At 68.1% G+C, this 19,037-nt stretch carries 17 protein-coding genes and 1 tRNA gene; 9 read left to right on the top strand and 9 right to left on the bottom strand.

Annotated elements, in window-relative coordinates; all coding sequences use genetic code 11:
* Positions 1-11 precede the first annotated feature (11 nt).
* Positions 12-467, bottom strand: coding sequence for a hypothetical protein (locus CHB84_RS01525; RefSeq protein WP_089299625.1), 456 nt, complete (start codon positions 465-467; stop codon positions 12-14).
* Between the two features lie 617 nt (positions 468-1,084).
* Here CHB84_RS01525 and CHB84_RS01520 point away from each other — a divergent pair.
* From CHB84_RS01520 to CHB84_RS01510, 3 genes are read left to right on the top strand one after another with little or no spacing between them, the layout of a single operon-like run.
* The gene (locus CHB84_RS01520; protein WP_089299624.1) at positions 1,085-1,507 is read left to right on the top strand and encodes a single-stranded DNA-binding protein; all 423 of its coding nucleotides are present in this window, start codon (positions 1,085-1,087) and stop codon (positions 1,505-1,507) included.
* A 15-nt stretch (positions 1,508-1,522) separates the two neighbouring features.
* Positions 1,523-1,723 carry an excisionase family DNA-binding protein gene (locus CHB84_RS01515; RefSeq protein WP_089299623.1) on the top strand — a complete coding sequence of 67 codons (201 nt, stop codon included), beginning with the start codon at positions 1,523-1,525 and terminating at the stop codon, positions 1,721-1,723.
* Positions 1,724-1,750: 27 nt separating this feature from the next.
* On the top strand, positions 1,751-3,037 hold the full coding sequence (locus tag CHB84_RS01510) for a tyrosine-type recombinase/integrase (RefSeq protein ID WP_089299622.1): 1,287 nt from the start codon (positions 1,751-1,753) through the stop codon (positions 3,035-3,037).
* Between the two features lie 101 nt (positions 3,038-3,138).
* Here CHB84_RS01510 and CHB84_RS01505 read toward each other — a convergent pair.
* Together CHB84_RS01505 and CHB84_RS01500 are read right to left on the bottom strand one after the other, a co-directional pair.
* A tRNA-Ser gene (locus CHB84_RS01505) sits at positions 3,139-3,223 on the bottom strand.
* Between the two features lie 129 nt (positions 3,224-3,352).
* Positions 3,353-4,894, bottom strand: a complete 1,542-nt coding sequence (locus CHB84_RS01500; protein WP_089299621.1) for a M28 family peptidase — start codon at positions 4,892-4,894, stop codon at positions 3,353-3,355.
* 200 nt (positions 4,895-5,094) lie between these two features.
* Here CHB84_RS01500 and CHB84_RS01495 point away from each other — a divergent pair, with 200 nt between their 5' ends.
* Both CHB84_RS01495 and CHB84_RS01490 read left to right on the top strand, forming a co-directional pair.
* The gene (locus CHB84_RS01495) at positions 5,095-6,078 is read left to right on the top strand and encodes an NAD(P)H-quinone oxidoreductase (protein ID WP_089299620.1); all 984 of its coding nucleotides are present in this window, start codon (positions 5,095-5,097) and stop codon (positions 6,076-6,078) included.
* 187 nt (positions 6,079-6,265) lie between these two features.
* Entirely contained in the window at positions 6,266-6,853 is a 588-nt protein-coding gene (locus tag CHB84_RS01490) for a bacterial proteasome activator family protein (RefSeq protein WP_089299619.1), read from the top strand.
* 115 nt (positions 6,854-6,968) lie between these two features.
* Here the strand turns inward: CHB84_RS01490 and CHB84_RS01485 are convergent, their stop codons facing one another.
* Both CHB84_RS01485 and CHB84_RS01480 read right to left on the bottom strand, forming a co-directional pair.
* Positions 6,969-8,690: an acyl-CoA dehydrogenase family protein gene (locus CHB84_RS01485; RefSeq protein ID WP_176439736.1), complete on the bottom strand. Its 1,722-nt coding sequence runs from the start codon at positions 8,688-8,690 to the stop codon at positions 6,969-6,971.
* 92 nt (positions 8,691-8,782) lie between these two features.
* On the bottom strand, positions 8,783-9,979 hold the full coding sequence (locus CHB84_RS01480) for a polysaccharide pyruvyl transferase family protein (RefSeq protein WP_089299617.1): 1,197 nt from the start codon (positions 9,977-9,979) through the stop codon (positions 8,783-8,785).
* Between the two features lie 107 nt (positions 9,980-10,086).
* Between CHB84_RS01480 and CHB84_RS01475 the strand changes: the two genes are divergently transcribed.
* The 4 genes from CHB84_RS01475 (at position 10,087) to glfT1 (ending at position 13,766) form a co-directional block, all read left to right on the top strand.
* On the top strand, positions 10,087-10,941 hold the full coding sequence (locus CHB84_RS01475; RefSeq protein ID WP_089299616.1) for a class I SAM-dependent methyltransferase: 855 nt from the start codon (positions 10,087-10,089) through the stop codon (positions 10,939-10,941).
* Positions 10,942-11,041: 100 nt separating this feature from the next.
* Positions 11,042-11,986, top strand: a complete 945-nt coding sequence (gene wzm, locus CHB84_RS01470) for a galactan export ABC transporter permease subunit Wzm/RfbD (RefSeq protein ID WP_425432258.1) — start codon at positions 11,042-11,044, stop codon at positions 11,984-11,986.
* 3 nt (positions 11,987-11,989) lie between these two features.
* The gene (wzt, locus tag CHB84_RS01465; RefSeq protein WP_089299615.1) at positions 11,990-12,811 is read left to right on the top strand and encodes a galactan export ABC transporter ATP-binding subunit Wzt/RfbE; all 822 of its coding nucleotides are present in this window, start codon (positions 11,990-11,992) and stop codon (positions 12,809-12,811) included.
* Between the two features lie 13 nt (positions 12,812-12,824).
* The gene (glfT1, locus tag CHB84_RS01460) at positions 12,825-13,766 is read left to right on the top strand and encodes a galactofuranosyltransferase GlfT1 (protein WP_245818483.1); all 942 of its coding nucleotides are present in this window, start codon (positions 12,825-12,827) and stop codon (positions 13,764-13,766) included.
* Positions 13,767-13,846: 80 nt separating this feature from the next.
* Here the strand turns inward: glfT1 and CHB84_RS01455 are convergent, their stop codons facing one another.
* The 4 genes from CHB84_RS01455 to CHB84_RS01440 form a co-directional block, all read right to left on the bottom strand.
* Entirely contained in the window at positions 13,847-15,703 is a 1,857-nt protein-coding gene (locus tag CHB84_RS01455; protein WP_245818482.1) for a glycosyltransferase, read from the bottom strand.
* Positions 15,704-15,945: 242 nt separating this feature from the next.
* Entirely contained in the window at positions 15,946-17,175 is a 1,230-nt protein-coding gene (gene glf / locus CHB84_RS01450; RefSeq protein ID WP_089299613.1) for a UDP-galactopyranose mutase, read from the bottom strand.
* A 119-nt stretch (positions 17,176-17,294) separates the two neighbouring features.
* Positions 17,295-18,158: an alpha/beta fold hydrolase gene (locus tag CHB84_RS01445; RefSeq protein WP_089299612.1), complete on the bottom strand. Its 864-nt coding sequence runs from the start codon at positions 18,156-18,158 to the stop codon at positions 17,295-17,297.
* Positions 18,155-19,036 carry an LLM class flavin-dependent oxidoreductase gene (locus tag CHB84_RS01440; RefSeq protein ID WP_089299611.1) on the bottom strand — a complete coding sequence of 294 codons (882 nt, stop codon included), beginning with the start codon at positions 19,034-19,036 and terminating at the stop codon, positions 18,155-18,157. The genes CHB84_RS01445 and CHB84_RS01440 overlap by 4 nt, the downstream gene beginning before the upstream one ends.
* Position 19,037 lies beyond the last annotated feature (1 nt).

Below are 19,037 nucleotides of genomic sequence, written 5' to 3'. Positions count from 1 at the left end.
CCGAGCAAACCTCAACGCTCAGGGGCCGCGTCCAGCTCGAGCGGCGCTGGCCCGGAACGGCGCCACGCCCACCGCAGCGTGGCGCACACCGCCTCGATCCAGCCCACCCGCTTGGCCAACCACGCCGGACGGGGTTGCTTCATAGCGAGCTTCTCGGCCGCCAGGAACTCGGCCTCGATCAGCTCCTCATACGCCCCGCGCGTGCGCGAGGTAACCGGCGCCCGCGCCGGATACCAGCGGCGGCCGTCATTCGGCCGCACGGTGGCCGTCGCCATCCAGCGGCACGTCATGATCACACCAGCGGCGTACCAATCCCGCACACCCCGAGCAGTCTGCTCCTCATTACGTCGCTCACCAGCGCGCCACACCTCGACGAACTCGGCCACCGGCACGCGCACATTCCCGCGGGGGATACGCGCGATGTCCTGCTCGGTGACCTCCATGCGCATCAGGGTGACAGCCGCCACCGACAACCCCAGGTACTCCGAACACCGGCGCACCTCGCGTGCGGTGCCGGTTCGCGCTCAGGGCCGCGCCGGCCAAGCCCCTGGTCGAGCCGCCTACGGCGGCCCGGCTGTCCCGGGCCCGGAGCTGGGCGCGGCCGCTCCGGAGCCCGGCGGCCCCGACCGTGCGGCCGGCTTGCTCCCGGTCAAGGACAGCTCGACCTCCCGTCGAGGCGCCGGCTTGTCGCCGGCTTCGACGGGAGCTCAAGCACTCAGACCGTGACCGCGAGCCTCCGCGCTCGGCCGCTCACGGCAGGCGGGGGCAGGCGCAGGGCCTGCCCCGGCGACGACGGGGCCGCCGACCTCCTCCACTCCCATCCGCACGGGACGGAACACAGCCATAGGTACGGGTCCTCACCGACCACGACGACGAAAGGAGGTGAACCGCGATGTGCGTGTCCTGCGAACAGCGCCCCGCCACACACGGCGAAGTGTGCTGTCAGTGCTACGAGCCACGCTAACCCGGCAGGGGACGGGCCAGGACCTAGCTGGCCCGTCCCACCCACCAACGTAGCCAACCCACCCGCACGAGCGGACCACCCCTGTAACTACTCACCACGCCACTGACAAGGAGTCCCACCATGGCCGCCGAAACCATCATCACCGTCGTCGGCAACCTCACCGCCGACCCCGAAATGCGATTCACCCAATCCGGCGCCGCCGTCGCCAACTTCACCATCGCCTCCACCCCACGCACCTTCGACCGCGACACCGGCGAATGGCACGACGGCCAGGCCCTGTTCCTGCGCTGCACCCTCTGGCGCCAACCCGCCGAAAACCTCGTCGACTCCCTCGGCAAAGGCTCCCGCGTGATCGCGCAAGGCCGGCTGCGGCAACGCAGCTACGAAACCAAGGACGGCGACAAACGCACCGTCACCGAACTCGCCGTCGACGACATCGGCCCCAGCCTGCGCTACGCCACCGCCACCATCACCAAAACCACCCGCAGCAACGACACCACCAGCACACCCCAAACCACCCAAAACGACGAACCACCCTTCTAGCCAAGAGGAGCACCGATGGACAGACCAGAGGAACCCCGCGAGCTGCTCACGGTCGAAGCCGCAGCGCAACGACTCAGCATCGGCCGGACCACCATGTACGACCTGATCCGGGCGGGTCACATCCACACGGTGCGCATCGGCCGCCTGCGTCGCGTCCCGGCCGACGCAGTCACCAAGTACGTCGAGCAACTCACCAACCAACATCACGCCGCCTGACCGGCCGGGAAAGGAACACAATCAGCGATGGCACGCCGGAAGCGCACTGACAACACCCGCAACCCCAGCGGCGTGGGGAGCTTCTACTACAGCGAGAAGGACGGCTACTACCACGCACGCGTCACCGTCGGTATCCGCGACGACGGCACGCCTGACCGTCGGCACGTCATGCGCAAGAACGAAGCTGACGCCCACGAGGCATACCGCAAGCTCCTCGACATGCGTGACAAGGGAACGGTTCGCAAGCCCGGCCGCCCCTGGAAAGTCAAGGACTGGCTTACGCACTGGGTGGAGAACATCGCAGCGCCCACTGTCCGGCGGAACACCCTCGTTGGATACCGCGCGGCCGTGTACGGCTATCTCATTCCGGGTATCGGTGCGCACCGACTCGACAGGCTGCAGCCGGAACACCTGGAGAGCCTGTACCGCAAGCTCGCCACCACTACAGGGAAGCACGGCAAGACGTTGCGCCCCGCGACGATTCACCAGGCCCACCGCACGGTGCGAACCGCGCTCGGGGAAGCCGTTCGCCGCGGTCACCTCACTGGCAACCCCGCGCAGGTCGCTCGACCTCCGCGGGTTCCCGACGAGGAGATCACGCCCTTCACCAAGGAGGAAGCACAGCAGATCCTGAAGGCCTGCCATTCGCGGCGCAACGGTGCGCGATTCATTCTCGCGCTGACACTTGGCCTCAGGAAAGGTGAAGCCCTCGGCCTGCAGTGGCGAGACATTGATTATGAAGGGCGCACCATCACCGTTCGCCGATCACTGCAACCCGTGAAATGGCAGCACGGGTGCTCTGAGAATGATCCGTGTGGTCGTCGACATGCCGGTCACTGCCCGCAACGTCACGGTGGGGGCGTTATCGCCCAAGAGGTGAAATCGCGAGCCGGAAGGCGCACAGTCGGAGTGCCGGCGCAGGTCGTTGCAACGTTGCGTGAGCACGAGCACAACCAGCAGCTCGAACGCGCGCAGGCCGGCGACCTCTGGCACGACGAAGACTGGGTGTTTACGAACCGGTTGGGGCGTCCCGTGCACCCTCGCAGTGATCACAAGGAGTGGAAGGATCTGCTGAACGACGCCGGCGTACGGGACGCTCGGCTGCACGATGCCCGACATACAGCCGCCACAATGCTGCTCGTCTTGGGCGTACCTTCCCGCGCCGTCATGGACGTCATGGGCTGGTCGCACATCGGCATGACCACGCGGTACCAGCACATCACCAGCGAGTTGAGCACATCGATCGCCGACAAGATGGGTGGCTTGTTCTGGCCGGGTGAGGATGGCGACGCGGACCACGGTTCAGCCGACTGAGCACCGCCTTTGTGGTGCAACTGAAACTGAACATGAGACTAGGCCGCCACGTCTCGCGTGGCGGCCTAGCTCGTTCACTACGTCGCCGCAGGTCACAGAAGCGGAGGCGGGGGGATTCGAACCCCCGGACCCTCTCGGGTCGCTCGCTTTCAAGGCGAGTGCAATCGGCCGCTCTGCCACGCCTCCCCGTAGCGCGCACGCTGTGCCCCAGCCTAGCTGGTGCACCCACGGAACGTACCGGCGCCTTGGGCCACGCTGAATGACGCTTTCAGTCCACGTGACGGACTGAAAGCGTCATTCAGCTCAACCCAGTGGTTAGCTGGGGGCCGGTTCGGCGTGCGCGGAACCGGACCGGTCCAGCGTGGTGGAGCGGAGCTGGACGGCACGCTGCTGAGCACGTTCCGCGTGCGAGGCGGACTCCCCCGCGGCAAGACCGTTCACGTCCTCGGTGCTCAGGGCGTACGAACCGGCCACGAACGCGATCGCTGACACGTTGTCCATGAGTATGCCCCGGTTCACGTTCCCCATGTGGTCGCACTCGGTGTGGTAGCAGGGGTCGAAGACCTCCCCGGCCTGACCGCCCCACTTGTCCGCCTGCTCCTCGGTCTTGGTGTCCTCGGCTCCGGTGAACAACCCGCCGACCGGGATGCCCTGGGCCATGAACTCGGCGTAGTCCGAGCGCATGTTCAGCTCCGACGGCTCACTCGCCACGCCCTGCTCGGACAACCGCTCGACGAAGCTTCGCTCGATGGCGTCCGATCCGGGTGGCCCGGGCTGCTCGAACTCGTCACCGTCGCCGTCGTACACGAAGTACCCGCCGTTCGGCGACCCCACCATGTCGAAGTTCAGGTACATCGCGATGTCGAGCTGCTCCTCGAAGCTCAGGCTCTGCACGTAGTGGGTCGAGCCGACCAGGCCGACCTCCTCGGCACCCCACCACGCGAACCGAACCGCGTTGTTCACGTCGGGCTGGCTACCCATCTCCAACGCCGTCTGCAGCAGCGCAGCCGAACCGGTGCCGTTGTCGTTGACGCCGGCGCCCTCCACGACGCTGTCCAGGTGCGCACCGGCCATCACCACATTGTCCGTCGCACCCGTCCTGGTCTCGGCGACCACGTTGTAGGTGGTGCGCTCCTCGGTGATCGCGCGCAGATCCAGCGTTGCCTCCTCACCGGCTGCCGCGACCAGCTCGGCGCCCGCGGCGTCACTGACCCCACCGATGGGGATCCCGTTGCCGGACGGGGCGCCGAGGGTGCCGTGCAACGGGCCTTCCTCGTTGTTGTAGACCACCGCGGCGGCAGCCCCGGCCTCGGCGGCGGCCTCCTGCTTCGCCGCGAACGTGCACGCACCCCGCTGGATGAGGGCGATCTTCCCGTCGGCATCGACACCGTCGTAGGCATCGGCATCGCACCCCGGCTCGTCACTTTCCGGCGCCGCCACGGTCCGAGCGCTCAGCCCACCCTCCGGTGTGGACGGGCTGTACCGCATGATGTCGATCTCGTACTCCTCGCCCCCGCTGGCCAGCTCCTCGGCGAGCGTCTCGAAATAGACGAACGGGAACTCCTGGCGCGACACGATGAACCCGGCGTCGGCCAGCTTGCCTGCCACGTACTCGGCCGACCGGTCATAGCCTTCCGTTCCAGAGGCCCGGTTGCCGTCCGAGGTGGCAGCTATCCGCTGGAACGCGGTCAGGTGCCGGTTGACCTCGCCGAGCTTGATCGAGGCTGCCAGCTCGTCCGGCAGGTCCGCCGCATCACTGCCCGACCCGGCCAGGGCGGCCGGGCCGGTGGTAACCGCCAGGGCCGCGCCGGCCAGGACCGCGGCCGGGACCGCGATCGCCTTCCGTAAACGTGACATCGAAGAACTCCCCTGGTTCGTTGCTGCGTCCCGGCCGGGCTCACCGAGCGTGTCCCGGCCGGCGCGTCCGGTAACCGCACAGCCTTACGTCCCGAGCCGGCGCGGTCAAGGGTCCGCTCGTAGGTATTCCCCGACCGGGTCCGTTCCCGGGATGCGCGGCGTAGTGTCACTGGTGCGCGAGACAAGTAGGGTGGATCTTCATGCGTGCTATCACCATCAGCGAGGCAGGCGGCCCCGAGGTACTGACCTGGTCCGAGGTACCAGAGCCGGAGCTCGGTCCCGGCGAGGTTCTCGTCGACGTCGCGGCCAGCGCGGTGAACCGCGCCGACGTCCTGCAGCGGCGTGGCTACTACCCGCCACCAGCCGGCGCCAGCGAGTACCCGGGCCTGGAGTGCTCGGGCACCATCGCCGAGGTGACCGAGGACGTCACCGGGTGGCGAGTCGGTGACGAGGTCTGCGCCCTGCTCTCCGGTGGCGGCTACGCCGAGAAGGTCGCCGTACCGGCCGTGCAGCTGCTGCCCGTCCCCGGCGAGGTGGAGCTCCTCGCCGCCGCAGCGCTGCCCGAGGTGGCGTGCACCGTGTGGTCCAACGTGGTGATGGGCGCCAAGCTCGCCGAAGGCGAAGTGATCCTCGTACACGGCGGCGCGGGCGGCGTGGGTACGCATGCCATCCAGGTGGCCAAGGCGCTCGGCGCGACCGTCGCGGTCACCGCGGGCGACGCCACGCGCCTCGAACGGTGCAGGCAACTCGGCGCGGACATCCTCATCAACTACCGCGAGCAGGACTTCGTCTCCGAGATCAAGGACGCGACCGGCGGGGCCGACGTGATCCTCGACCTCATGGGCGCTGCCTACGTCGACAAGAACATTTCCGCGCTGCGCACCGGCGGCAGGCTCGCCATCATCGGTATGCAGGGCGGACGCAAGGGCGAGGTGGACATCGGCAGGATGCTCGGCAAGCGCGCCACCATCCTGGCCACCACACTGCGCGCCCGGCCGGTCGCCGAGAAAGGCGAGATCGTCTCGGAGGTGCGCCAGCGCCTGTGGCCGCTGGTGGAGCGAGGGTCCGTGGCACCGGTCGTCCACGAGGTCTTCCCGCTGCCCGATGCCGCGGACGCGCACAACGCGCTCGACGCGGGCGGGGTGTTCGGCAAGATCCTGCTCGCCGCGCACTCCCACGACTAGCGCGAGACTGCTCGTCACCTCGATTCCCGTGCGGCCCAGCGGCGCGCACCTGCCCGGCGGCGACCGTGCGCCTGCCGTGTACCGCCTCCGGTGGCCGACGACAGCGACGGGGTGCATAACCGCGCACGGGTCCGGCTACTCTCGATACGGAGCATTCGCGTCGCGACAGGGAACAGGATGGAAACAGATGACTGAGCCGCAATCCTCCCAGCAGCCCGAACAGGGTTCCGGTAACGGCGAGCAGTCGCAGCGCGTCGTCGTGGTCGGTGCGGACGGCTCGCCGGTCGGCGAGGCGCGCGTCCCGTCCGAAGCCGAGGGGGACCAGAGCCAAGGGGTCGGGGACCTCGTCGAAGAACCAGCCAAGGTCATGCGGATCGGGACCATGATCAAGCAGCTCCTCGAAGAGGTGCGCGCCGCTCCGCTCGACGACGCCAGCCGGAACCGCCTCCGCGAGATCCACGAGACATCCATCAAGGAACTCGAGCAAGCGCTCGCGCCCGAGCTGCGCGAGGAGCTCGAGCGTCTGGTCGCCCCGTTCACGGAGGACACGACACCTTCCGATGCCGAGCTGCGGGTCGCCCAGGCCCAGCTCGTCGGGTGGCTAGAGGGGTTGTTCCACGGGATCCAGACCGCACTGTTCGCCCAGCAGATGGCAGCACGGGTGCAGCTGGAGCAGATGCGCAAGGGGCTGCCCGCCGGCAGCAGTGCCGGTGCTACCGGCGAGGGCATCGACCCGACCCAACACGGCGTCACCGGAACCGGCCAGTACCTCTGATGGCGCGTCCCCGCGCAACGCGACCGGCATCGCGTGGGAGCCGAAGGTGACCTCGGTTCCATAGAAGGAGCCCGCTGTCACCTTCGGCTCCCACCTGCCCGGCGGGCTGGGCGGGTCAGTGCAGCTTGGGGCCGTAGCCGCCGTGGTTGTAGGCGACCCTGGCGATCGAGTGGATCTGCTGGTCGTCGTTGTCCTCGACACGGTTCAGCTGGCTACGCACGCGTGCGGCGGCACGGTTGCAGAACGAGTCGGCGATATAGTGCTCCTGACCGGACGCCTCCACTCCCTGGTCGGCGAACAGCGAGGTGGTACGCGAGATCGTGGCGACCTGCGCGAAGATGTCGGTACTGGCATCGGCCAGCCGCTTCTGGTGCCGCTGCCTGAACTTGACGTCCTTGCCGTGCGCACGCAACAACTTCTCGACGGTGCCGCGCAACCGCTTGGTCTGGTCGGCTACCGCGTCGGCGTGCTCACCGAGCGCCGGATGCGCGGTCTCCAGCTGCGCGGGGTTCAGGGTGCGTGACACGCGACCCCGCACGAAGTCGGCGATGGTTCCCATCGTCCTGATCGGGTCGCTGAGCTCGATCTTCCGAAGATCCTCGAACTCGTCGGCGATCACCTTCATCCCGGACAGCGCGATGAACGCGCGCAGCACGTCGTTGGCGCCCTCGAAGATCGGGAAGATCCGGGTGTCGCGCAACGTCCTGGCGATCGGCGAGTCCGCCATGTACGCGGTACCGCCCATGAGCTGGAAAACCCTGTTGACGGCGTACCAGATGAACTCGGTCGAGGACACTTTGGACATAGCTGATTCGACCGAGTAATCCCCGACCCCGGAGTCGACGAGCCCGGTCGTCATGTACGCCATCGACTCCAGTCCATACAGATAGGACACCATCCAGCCGACCTTGTCCTGGACCAGCTCGAACTCGGACAGCGACATGCCGAACTGCTCGCGGTTGGTGGTGTACTCGATCGCTTGCTCGATCAGCTTCTTCGTCGCGCCGACCACGCCGGTGCCGAGCGACATCCGGCCGTTGTTCAGCGTCGACATCGCGATCCGGAAACCGTCTCCCGGCTCACCGAGCACGTTCTCCTTGGGCACGCGCACATCGTTGAACGTCAACTTGCGGAGATCGTTGCCGAGCAGCCCGAGGGTGTCGAAGCGGTGCGGCGCCTCGAAGCCGTCCATGCCGCGCTCGACGGTCAGCGCGACATGGCCCGTCTCGCAGCGCGCGAAGACCACGACCACGTCCTTGGCGCCGTTGCCGATCCAGCGCTTCTCCCCGTTGAGCACGAACGACCCGTCGGCCTGCTGCTCGGCGTAGCTCGCCACGTTGTACGCGTCCGAGCCAGCACTCGGCTCGGTCAACCCGAACCCCGCCAGCTTGCGGCCTGCGGCCAGGTCGGGCAGGAACCGCGCCTTCTGGTCCTCGGTGCCGAACATGTGTATCGGCTTCATCCCGATCGACTGGTGCACCCCCATCACCACGGACAGGCTGGCGTCGTACCCGCCGAACTCCTCCATCACCCGGCAGTACCCCGTCTGGGACAGCCCCTGGCCGCCGTACTCGGGCGCGACGTACAAGCCGAGCAACCCCCGCTCACCGAGGCCGCTGATGATCTCGTCCCCGACCCAGCGCTGCTCCTCGACGGTCCGCGAGTCGTAGTTGTCGTCCAGGAAGTCCCGCGCCGACGAGATCAACTGCCGAACCGTACGGGACTCGTCCTTCTCCAGCTGCGGGTACGGGAACACCATGTCGTCCGGTAGCGCACCGGCGAACAGGGACTTGGCGAACGAGGACGGTTGTGCCGTCGCGTCACGTGTTGCGGTCATCCGTGCTCCCTTCCTCGGTCGGAGCCTCCCCGCCATCATTCCTCACGCGGCCGTACCCGCACAGCGTGCCGCGCGGATCACCCACGCCCGTGCTACCCGTCGCCGTCCGGCTCCGCCGCCGGGGCATAGACCCCTTTGGCGAGGTCGCGCTTCTCCCGCGTCAGCCGAGCCAGCTCAGCCGGGTCGAACCCTCCCCCGGACGGCCACGGTAGTGGGCCGCCCAGGCCCCCGGCGACGTCCCACCCGGAGCCGAGCTCGGCGAGCGAGCGGTGCTTCACGGCGTAGTACTCCTCGCTGACCGGCAGGGCCACGCCCGACGCTCCCGCAGCGGCCGCGACCAGGTGCACGTGGAAGCGCGTGGAGATCCACACCTGGCCTGCCCGCGCGGGCAGGCCCCGGTCCCAGACGTCGGAGAACGGGTAGAACCGCACCCCGGGAAGCTCGTGCTCGAGCAGCTCGAACACCTCCCGATCGACCCGGGGAATGCCTTCCACGAAACACACCCGGTGTGGCGGCACGCGCCACTCGCGCAGCGTGGCGAGCACCGTCGCAGCCAGTTCGGTCACGGTCCCGCGCACCATGTCGGACTGCACGCACAGCAGTACATCGGGCGGCTCCTGCCCCGGCCAGCACGCGTCCACATCAGAGTAGCCGTCCGCGCCGAGCGCCAGGAAAGCGTCGTCCACACCGCGCTCGACCCCCAGCAGCTCCGCGGACGGCCGGTCCCGCGCATCCACCACGTCGAAACGCGCCACCAGGGCGTGCAGCAACGCCGCAACTCCGGCGGCGGGCGGCAGCAGCCCGTGCCCGGTCATAGCGGTGCGAGCCCCGCTGACGCATGCTGCCGCGAGCACCCCGGCGAGCAGGCCGATATGCCGTGGCCACAACGCGTTGACGTACCCACCCCCGAGCACGTGCAGCACGTCCGCACTGTGCAGCAGCCCGATCCCGTGATGCAGGTGCGGGGCCATTCCCGGACTCTGCACGGTGGCCTGCACCCAGGAGCTGACCTGCCACGGCTCCTCGGACGGCGCCGCACCACACAACCGCCACAGCGTGTCCGTGACCCGCAGGCCGGGATGCATTCCCGCGAGCAGCACCTGCGCGGGGCCGGGGGAATGGGTGTCCAGCCACACCGTCGCCCCGGGAGCGTGCTCGGCCAGGTAACGCAGCCAGCCCGCCGCGATGAGCTCATCACCGTAGTTGGGTGTTCCCACGGGCGCGACCAGGTAGTACACCGGGGAGCGGGATTCGTGCTCGACTGGCACGTCGGCTGGACTGCTGGGCATCGGCCCATGATAGGCGTGTCACCGCTCGGTACGCTGTCAGGCATCGCCCTGTTCGACCGTGTCCCCGTCCGCGGGCGAACCGTGACCACGAGCGGTAGGAGGCTTCGATGCTGCAGCGACTGCGCCGAGCGGCGCGCGCCAAGATCGCGGTGACGGCGCACCGCCTCGCCGACCGGCTTGCCGAACCGCAGCGCGCCGAAACCGAACGGCTGCGGGACGAGGTGACGCACCTGCGGGAGGAGACCGAACAGCACCTCGACAAGATGCGGGCCGAACTCGGTGCCGATATCGAACGTGCGGTGAACCGGGCGATCGACCACATCGGCGACTTCGAGGTGCGCTCACGGCGAGACACGTTCTACGCGGGTGACCGCGCGGCCGCACTGGAGAGCAGCCGGTTCGCCGAGGAACACCTCGTCGGGTGCCCGGCGTTCGCGCACCCGGCCGAAACCCTCCGCCACGGCCTCTCGCTGGCGCCGCGTGGCGGGCTGGCGCTGGAGTTCGGGGTCGCCACCGGCACCACGCTGCGTCAGATCGCCGAGGCGCGGGGCGACGGCAGGGTGTACGGGTTCGATTCCTTCGAAGGCTTGCCCGAAGCCTGGCTGCCCGGCATCGCCGAAGGGACGTTCGCCATGGACGAACCGCCCGACGTGCCCGGCGCCGAACTCGTGGTGGGCCTGTTCGACGACACGCTGCCCGGGTTTCTCACCGAGCATCCCGGCTCCATCGACTTCGTGCACATCGACAGCGACCTCTTCAGCGCCGCCGCGACGGTACTCGAGCAGCTCGAACCGCGGCTCGGGCCGGGGAGCGTCATCGTGTTCGACGAGTTCTTCAACTACCCCGGCTGGCAGCGGCACGAGTACCGGGCGTGGCGGGAATTCGTCGACCGGACCGGCATCGGCTTCAGCTACGAGGCCTACACGTACCACGACCGCCAAGTCGTCGTCCGCTTGACCTGAGCGGGACGAGCCGAAGGTGACCCCGGTTCCATAGAAGGAGCCGGCTGTCACCTTCGGCTCCCTCACGGGGCGCGGGCGGCGGCCGGTACCCTGCTCATTCGTGCACACCATCAGCACGCTCACGTCAGACCAGCCGGAGGAGCCGGGCGCGGTACCTCCCGGCCGTCTGCCCGCGAGCCGCAGCTTCCGGCGCGCCTTCGACGACCTCCGGGCGGGTGTCGCCGCCCGCGAGTTGTGGAGCCACCTGGGGTGGCAGGACATCAAGCAGCGCTACCGCAGGTCGGTTCTCGGGCCGCTGTGGATCACGATCAGCATGGCGGTCACCGCGTTCGCGCTCGGCCTGCTCTACTCCCAGCTGTTCCAGGCCGATATCGCCACCTTCCTTCCCTACATCACCGTCGGGCTGATCACCTGGCATTTCCTCATCGGGTGCCTGCAGGAGGGCTCCAACGCGTTCATCGAGAACGAGGACATGATCAAGCACCTGCCCGCCCCGCTCACCGTGTACGCACTGCGTACGGTCTGGCGGCTGATGATCATGTTCGTGCACAACCTGATCGTCTACGTCGTGATCCTGGCGATCTTCTTCCCCGCCCTCGCCCAGCCGGGTTACACCATCATCGAGGAAGGCGGCATCCCGCAGCCAGGGTTGAACGTCACCGCGCTGATGGCCGTCCCGGCGTTCGGCGCCCTCGCGCTCAACGGGCTCTGGGTCGTCCTTCTCCTCGGGATCACCAGCACCCGGTTCCGTGACGTCCCCCAGGTGATCGCGGCCGTGAGCAGCCTGCTCTTCTTCATGACCCCGATCGTGTGGTCTATCGATATCCTGGCCGCGAAGTTCCCCGAAACGGGTGGTGGTTGGCGGCAGTACCTCTACGAGTTCAACCCCGTGTATCACTTCCTCGAGATCATCCGAGCCCCGATGATCGGCAATGTGCAGTCCCTGCACCACTGGTTCGTCGTCGGCGGCTTCACGGTCGTCGGCTGGCTGCTGACCGTCGTGGTCATGCGCAACTACCGTTCCCGAGTCTCCTACTGGGTGTGAACTATGGTCAGCATTGACGTGCGCAACGCCTACGTCGACTTCCCGATCTTCGACGCCAAGACCCGCTCGCTGAAGAAGAAGGTGCTCGGCAAGGTCGGCGGCAAGATCGGCACCGACAGCAAGGTGCCGATCATCGAGGCGCTGCAGGACATCACGATGTCGATCCACGAGGGCGACCGGGTCGGGCTGGTCGGCCACAACGGGTCGGGCAAGTCCACGCTGCTTCGCCTGCTGTCCGGGATCTACGAGCCCACCCGCGGCTCCTCTCGCATCGTCGGCCGTGTGGCGCCGGTCTTCGACCTGGGCATCGGTATGGACAACGAGATCTCGGGCTACGAGAACATCATGATCCGCGGCCTCTACCTCGGCATGACGCGCAAGCAGATGCAGAAGCGCGTCGACGACATCGCCGAGTTCACCGAGCTCGGCAACTACCTGCAGATGCCGCTGCGCGCCTACTCCACGGGGATGCGGGTGCGGCTGGCCCTCGGCGTGGTCACCTCGATCAACCCGGAGATCCTGCTGCTCGACGAAGGCATCGGCGCGGTGGACAGCGCCTTCATGAACAAGGCCCGCAACCGGCTGGTGGATCTGGTCAAACGCTCCGGCGCGCTTGTGTTCGCCTCGCACCAGGACGAGCTACTGTTGGAGCTGTGCACCTCGGCCGTCTGGTTGGACGAGGGGCACGTGCGCCAACGGGGATCGTTGCGTGAGGTACTCACCGCGTACAAGGGCAAGGACCCGTACGAGTCCATCGGCGCCGAGGCGGCGAAGCGTCTCGGCATCGAATCCTCCACACCCGTCGGAAGCGGCTACACATCGTGATCGAGGCAGTATCGTGACCGGGGCGGCGAGTGGCACGGCCGGTGCGGCCGAGCCGACCGCGGACTCGGTGGTCGCGGTCGTCGTCACCCGGGACCGGCACGAGTCGCTCGCACACTCCCTGAAGGCCATCGCGGCCCAGTCACACCCCGTGACTCACCTGATCGTGGTCGACAACGATCCGGCCGAGCTCGCGCGCGACGTGGTCGGCAACTGCCAGCTGCCGACCACCTACCTGCATTCGCGCCGCAACCTGGGCGGGGCAGGCGGGTTCGCGCTCGGAATGCTGCACGCGCTCGCTCTCGGGGCAGGCTGGGTCTGGCTCGCCGACGACGACGGCTGCCCAGCCGACGAGGACGTACTCGCCGTGCTCCGGCAGGAGGCGGACCTTCGCGAGCTCGACGCGGTCTCACCCGTCGTGGTCGATATCGACCACCCCGACACCCTCGCTTTCCCGCTCCGCAGGGGACTGACCTGGAAGCGTTCGCTGGCCGAGCTGGGCGACGGCTTCCTGCCCGGCATCGCGTCGCTGTTCAACGGGGCCCTGTTCCGCGCCACCACCCTCGAGGTGGTCGGGGTGCCCGACCTGCGCCTGTTCCTGCGTGGTGACGAGGTGGAGATCCATCGCAGGCTGGTGCGTTCCGGGCTGGCGTTCGGCACCACCACCCGCACCGCCTACCTGCACCCGAACGGGACAGCCGAGTTCAGGCCCATGCTCGGCGGCAGGCTGCACGCCCAGGACCCCGCGGGCGCCGCCAAGCGCTACTACACCTACCGCAACCGCGGGTACCTGCTGTCCCAGCCGGGGATGCGCAAGATCGGCGCGCTGGAGATCGTCCGCTTCGGACTGTACTTCGTCGCGTGCAAGCGCAGCCCGCGCGAGTTCCTGCAGTGGCTACGCCTCGCACGTCAGGGCCGCCGGGAACGTTTCCACCGGTACCAGGATGGTTCCGCATGAGCCGGTCGGCCACAGGCACGGCAACGTACGGAGCATCGCCCGGAGCGGGTTCCGGGCTGCGCCGGCGTCCGTAACGAGGTCTACTTGCCGTACAAGCGTGCCCAGTTCTGCCTGCTGGTGAGCTCGGGCAGAGCGCTCCGGTACGCCTCGCGCACCCGGGGCCCCTCCTTGCGCAGCCGCAGGAGCGTGCTCGCGGCGCGGCGCGCCAGCCCGATCATGCGTCCACGGTCGTACGTACGCACCCGCACACCCTCCTGCGAGGCGTCGGTAACCACGGCGGTGTGAAACAGCGACACGTGCCACCAGTGAGCCTCGTCGGCCGGGATCGCACCCAGGGCGTACGGATGCTTGTCAAGGACCCGCCACAGGATCCGTTTGATCAGCACCAACCGCTCCTTGCTCGGCCGGGGACCCGCGTTGACGATGCCGATGTCGCCGGAGGCGATGCCGGGAATCTCGTGCGGCTCCTGCCGCTGCGTCTCCGGGTACTGTCCCCTGATCCGGCGAATCTCCCGCATCGCGGCCACCCCGCCGTCGTGTAGCACCTCAGGCCCCTCGAGGAAGTCCTCGACCGCCTTGATCAGCGTGGCTGCCAGCCCGTACTGGCTGCCGAGCAGGTAGCGCACGAACTGGGCGAGCAGCACCCGCGTCAGCACCGTACGGTCGAACGGGCTGTGCAGGGCCGCGGTGATCATCGAGTTGCGCAGGTTGAAGTACCGGTGCCACTCGTCCCAGTCCTTCCACCCGAAGTCGGCGTGCCACACGCCCGCCCCCGGAAGGGTGACGGTCCGGATGCCGTGCGCGGCGGCACGGTAGGAGTACTCCGCGTCGTCCCACTGGAAGAAGAACGGCATCGGGTAGCCGACCTCGTCGACCACCTCGGCGGGGATCAGGCAGGCCCACCAGCCGTTGTACCCGGAATCGACCCTGCGGTCCTGCCGGTCCGGCCGGTCCATCCCTGGCCGCAGACCGAGCAGGTCGGCCGTGGCATGGCTGTGTCGCGACGGGATTCCGGGTTCGAGAGTGTTGAGGCTCGCCCATTCCGCGCCGACGTGCAGCTGGTGCGGGTGCAGGAGGTTGAGCATCTGGCCACCGACGATGGCCGGGTCGTTCGTGCGGTTGGCGAACGCCGTCAGCCGCACCACCATGTCCGGCTCCAGCAGCACGTCGTCGTCCATGAACAGCACGCCGGTGCGCGAGCCGTCGTCCTCGCCGACGGTTTCGAACAGGCCCCTTGTGAACCCGCCGGACCCACCGAGGTTCGGTTGCCTGATGTAGCGCAGCCTGCCCCCGAGATCCTTGCCGACCTGCTCGAACCCGTCACGGCTTTCCACGGTGTCCGTGCCCTGGTCGGCCACGTAGACGGTGCTGACCGTCTCGAGCTCGTCCAGCTCGGCAGCCAGCGTCTGCAGCGTCGCCATACAGTCGTCCGCCCGGTTCATGGTGCAGATCGTGATCGCGGTCGGGCGCACGAACTCCGGCGCGTCGACCAGCCAGCGCACCCGCTCCACGGTGAGCTCCTGCGCCCCTTCGGTCTCCAACCGCAGCCACATGGCCCCGCCGTCGTAGAACCGGTCGATCGGCACGCTCATCGTGATGGTCTCGGCCACCGCGTCGTCCACGGGGCGGGCCGTCACGGTGCGGGGCTCGGCGACGAAGTCCGAGGCGTCCACAAAGATGCGGCCGCTACCGCTTGCCACCAGTTCGAGCCGGACCTCGCGAACCCCGGTCCAGCGCTGCCAGAAGGTGGCGGGAAACCGCCCGAAGTACGTGTTGGCGGACACGCACGTGCCGGGCTGGAGGGTGACGCTGTCGCGCCTGCGCAGCGCCCGCCCACAGGTCACCTCGCCGTAAAGGTCCCTGCTCACCACATCGGACGGGCCCGCGTAGAGCCCACGCTGCGCGAGCAGCTGCCCGCGCTCGATGTACTTATGCATCACCCTGATCCTCCGGCCGGTTCGCTGTGCCGTATTGCGGATAACGTACATCTCGCGCATTCACGCGCGTCACGGGCATCACATGTGGCAACATGCCGTCACCATGCGTGATTGTCGGGATCACCCACCCGTGTCTCAAGAAGGCGAGTACGGCGTGGGGGCACGCTGTGTTGATTATCCACAGTGTCCTCGCGCCCAACACGAGGTGTCGTGTCACCCGACACGGGGTGCCGGGGTGCCCATCATGCGTCGATCGCACCATCCAGCGGGGCGCCGCGAGTCAGGTGCGGGGCCACCTTGTTGTCGAATGTAGACAACGCTGAGCCGATCGCCATATGCATGTCCAGGTACTGGTACGTACCCAGCCTGCCGCCGAAGAGCACGTTGCGTTCCCGGGCCTCCCGCCCGGCGAGCTCACGGTACTTCTCCAGTTTCTCCCGGTCCTCCCGGGTGTTGATCGGGTAGTACGGCTCGTCGTCCTCGCCCGCGAACCGGGAGTACTCCCGCACGATCACGGTCCTGTCCCGAGGGTGCCGGTCCTCGCGCTCGGGGTGGAAGTGCCGGAACTCGTGGATCCGGGTGTACGGGACGTCCTCGTCGCTGTAGTTCATCACCGCGGTCCCCTGGAAGTCACCCGTGGACACGACCTCCCGCTCGAAGTCGAGGGTGCGCCACCCGAGCCTGCCTGCCGAGTAGTCGAAGTAGTGATCGATCGGCCCGGTGTACACCGTGGGGGTGCTTGCGGGGATGTTCGCTCGGACGGCGAAGTAATCGGTCGACAGCCGCACCTCGATGTTCGGGTGCTCGGCCATCCGCTCGAGCCACGCGGTGTAGCCGTCGACGGGCAGGCCCTCGTGGGTGTCGGTGAAGTACCGGTTGTCGAAGGTGTAGCGCACCGGGAGGCGGGTGATGATCGACGGGGAGAGCTCGGTCGGGTCGGTCTGCCACTGCTTGGCCGTGTACCCCTTGACGAACGCCTCGTACAGCGGGCGCCCGATCAGCGAGATCGCCTTCTCCTCCAGGTTGCGCGCCTGCGAGGTGTCGATCTCGGCGGCCTGCTCCGCGATCAACGCCCGCGCCTCGTCGGGGCTGTGTGACCGCCCGAAGAACTGGTTGATCAGTCCGAGGTTCAGCGGGAAGCTGTAGACTTGCCCGCGGTGGGTGCAGAACACCCGGTGCTGGTAGCTGGTGAACCGGGTGAACCGGTTGGCGTAGTCCCACACGCGCTCGTTGGACGTGTGGAACAGGTGGGAACCGTACCGGTGGACCTCGATACCGGTGTCCGGATCCGGCTCCGAGTAGGCGTTCCCGCCGATGTGCGGGCGCCGTTCCAGGACGAGCACGCGGCTGTCCAGCTCACGGGCGGCCCGCTCGGCGATGGTGAGCCCGAAGAAGCCCGATCCGACGACAACCAGGTCGAAATCCGCGAGGTCGGCACCGGTAGCACGGGCAGCGTTCGTGTGCGGTGTCACAGGGCGCCAGAGTACCGGCGCTCCGCTTACACGAACGAGCTACCCGACCACCGACGCACCCCGCGATACCCAGCCCCGCAGGGCACCTCAGAGACGCCGCCCGGTGGCCACCGAGGGCCTCAGGCGCGGAGCTGAGGGGCGAGGGCCGCCGCGAGCTCGGCAGGATGCGTGAGGTGCCCGGCGTGGCCCGCGCCCGGCAGCGTGACGTTGCGGGCAAGCGGCAGCCGCTCCGCGAGCTCGGAGATCACCAGCTTGTTCAGCTCCCAGCTCCGCTCGCCCGCGACCAGTGTGATCGGGAAGCGCGCCCAGGACAGCGTCCCGATATCCACCGACCGCCCGCTGGGGTCGTTGTACTGGTCCAGCCAGGTGTAGGCGTTGGACACCATGGTCATGCGCTGCTCCCTGGTGAACAGGCCTTCCCAGCTGCCCTTGCCGATACCGACCTTCTCCACGTACACCCGCGCCCCCTGGCCCGGGTTGCCCGAGCGGATCAGCTCAGCGGCGTGCGCCATCCACACACCGGTCTCCGCGCCGAACACCTTCGCCACCGGGTTGTGGTCGAGCAGCCCGTACAGCGGTGGCTCGTAGACCGCCACACTGCGTACCGCATCCCTGCGCAACACCGCGGCCAGCAAGACCACCGATGCTCCGTACGAATGCCCCACCAGGTGCGCGGGCCCACCGACCACGGTGTCCAGCACGGAGAGAAGATCCTCGGCGTCCGCCCGGATACTTCCCTGGCCGCGTGGTTCGCTGCTCGCGCTGTGCCCACGCCGGTCGTAGCTGGTCAGGTCGGCACGCCCGGAAAGCTGCGATACCAGCGGGGACCAGCTCTGATGATCGTCGAACGAGCCGTGCACAAGCACCACCGGCTCGCCGTGACCGGTTCGCCACCATCGCAACTGCGCCCCGTCGGCTCGATCTACCGTGCCGGATACAGGTGCACGCATGTCGCTGTCCTTGGCGATTGTCGCTTCATTCACAGATCCCGGACCTCCTCGAGTACTTCGTCGGCGACGCGCTCGAGGACCGCTTCCCGCCCAGCGTACGGCTCGGCGGACCGCGGCCAATGCACGACGACATCGGTAAACCCCAGCTTGTGTGCTTTCTCTGCAGCCTCCGTGAACGTGTCCACACAGGTAAGCGAATACACGGGAGCCGCGTCAAGGCTCAGATAGCGACGAACCTCCCCCGGATCCCTGTCGACCTGCTCGGCGGCACGGTTGAACTCGCCTGCGATGTCGGCGACCCCGCGCCACCAGCCGTCCAGGTCCTCGCTGGGATGCCCCGTGGTGACCCAGCCCCCTCCGAACCGGGCGGCCAGGCGCAGCGAGCGCGGGTTGTTCGCGGCGACCACGAACGGAACCCTCGGATGCCGCACGCATCCCGGCAGGTTCCGGGCTCCCGCAGCGGTGTAGTACTCGCCCGAGTAGTCGAACTCGTCCCGCGTCAGCAGGCCGTCGAGCGCTTCAACGAACTCGGTGAATCGGTCCACCCGCTGGGCGGGTGGCATCTCGCCCTCCCCGAACACGGCCCGGTCGTAGCCCTGGCCACCGGCGCCGACGCCGCACAGCAGCCGCCCGTCGCAGATGTCGTCCAGGGTCATCAGCTCCCTGGCGAACGGGACCGGATGCCGGAAGTTGGGCGAGGCGACGAACGTGCCGAGCTCGATCTGCTCGGTGACCATCGCCGCTGCCGTCAGGGTGGGGATCGCGGAGAACCACGGCCCGTCGACGAGCGAACGCCACCCGAGATGGTCATAGGTCCAGGCGTGGTCGAAACCCAACTCTTCGGCTGCTCGCCATTTGGGCTCGCCAGACCACCACCTGTCCTCAGTCAAGATCACAATGCCGGCCCGCACG

The organism is Haloechinothrix alba, assembly GCF_900188115.1.
Classification (GTDB): Bacteria; Actinomycetota; Actinomycetes; order Mycobacteriales; family Pseudonocardiaceae; genus Haloechinothrix; species Haloechinothrix alba.
This window is presented reverse-complemented; position numbering and strand designations above follow the sequence as displayed.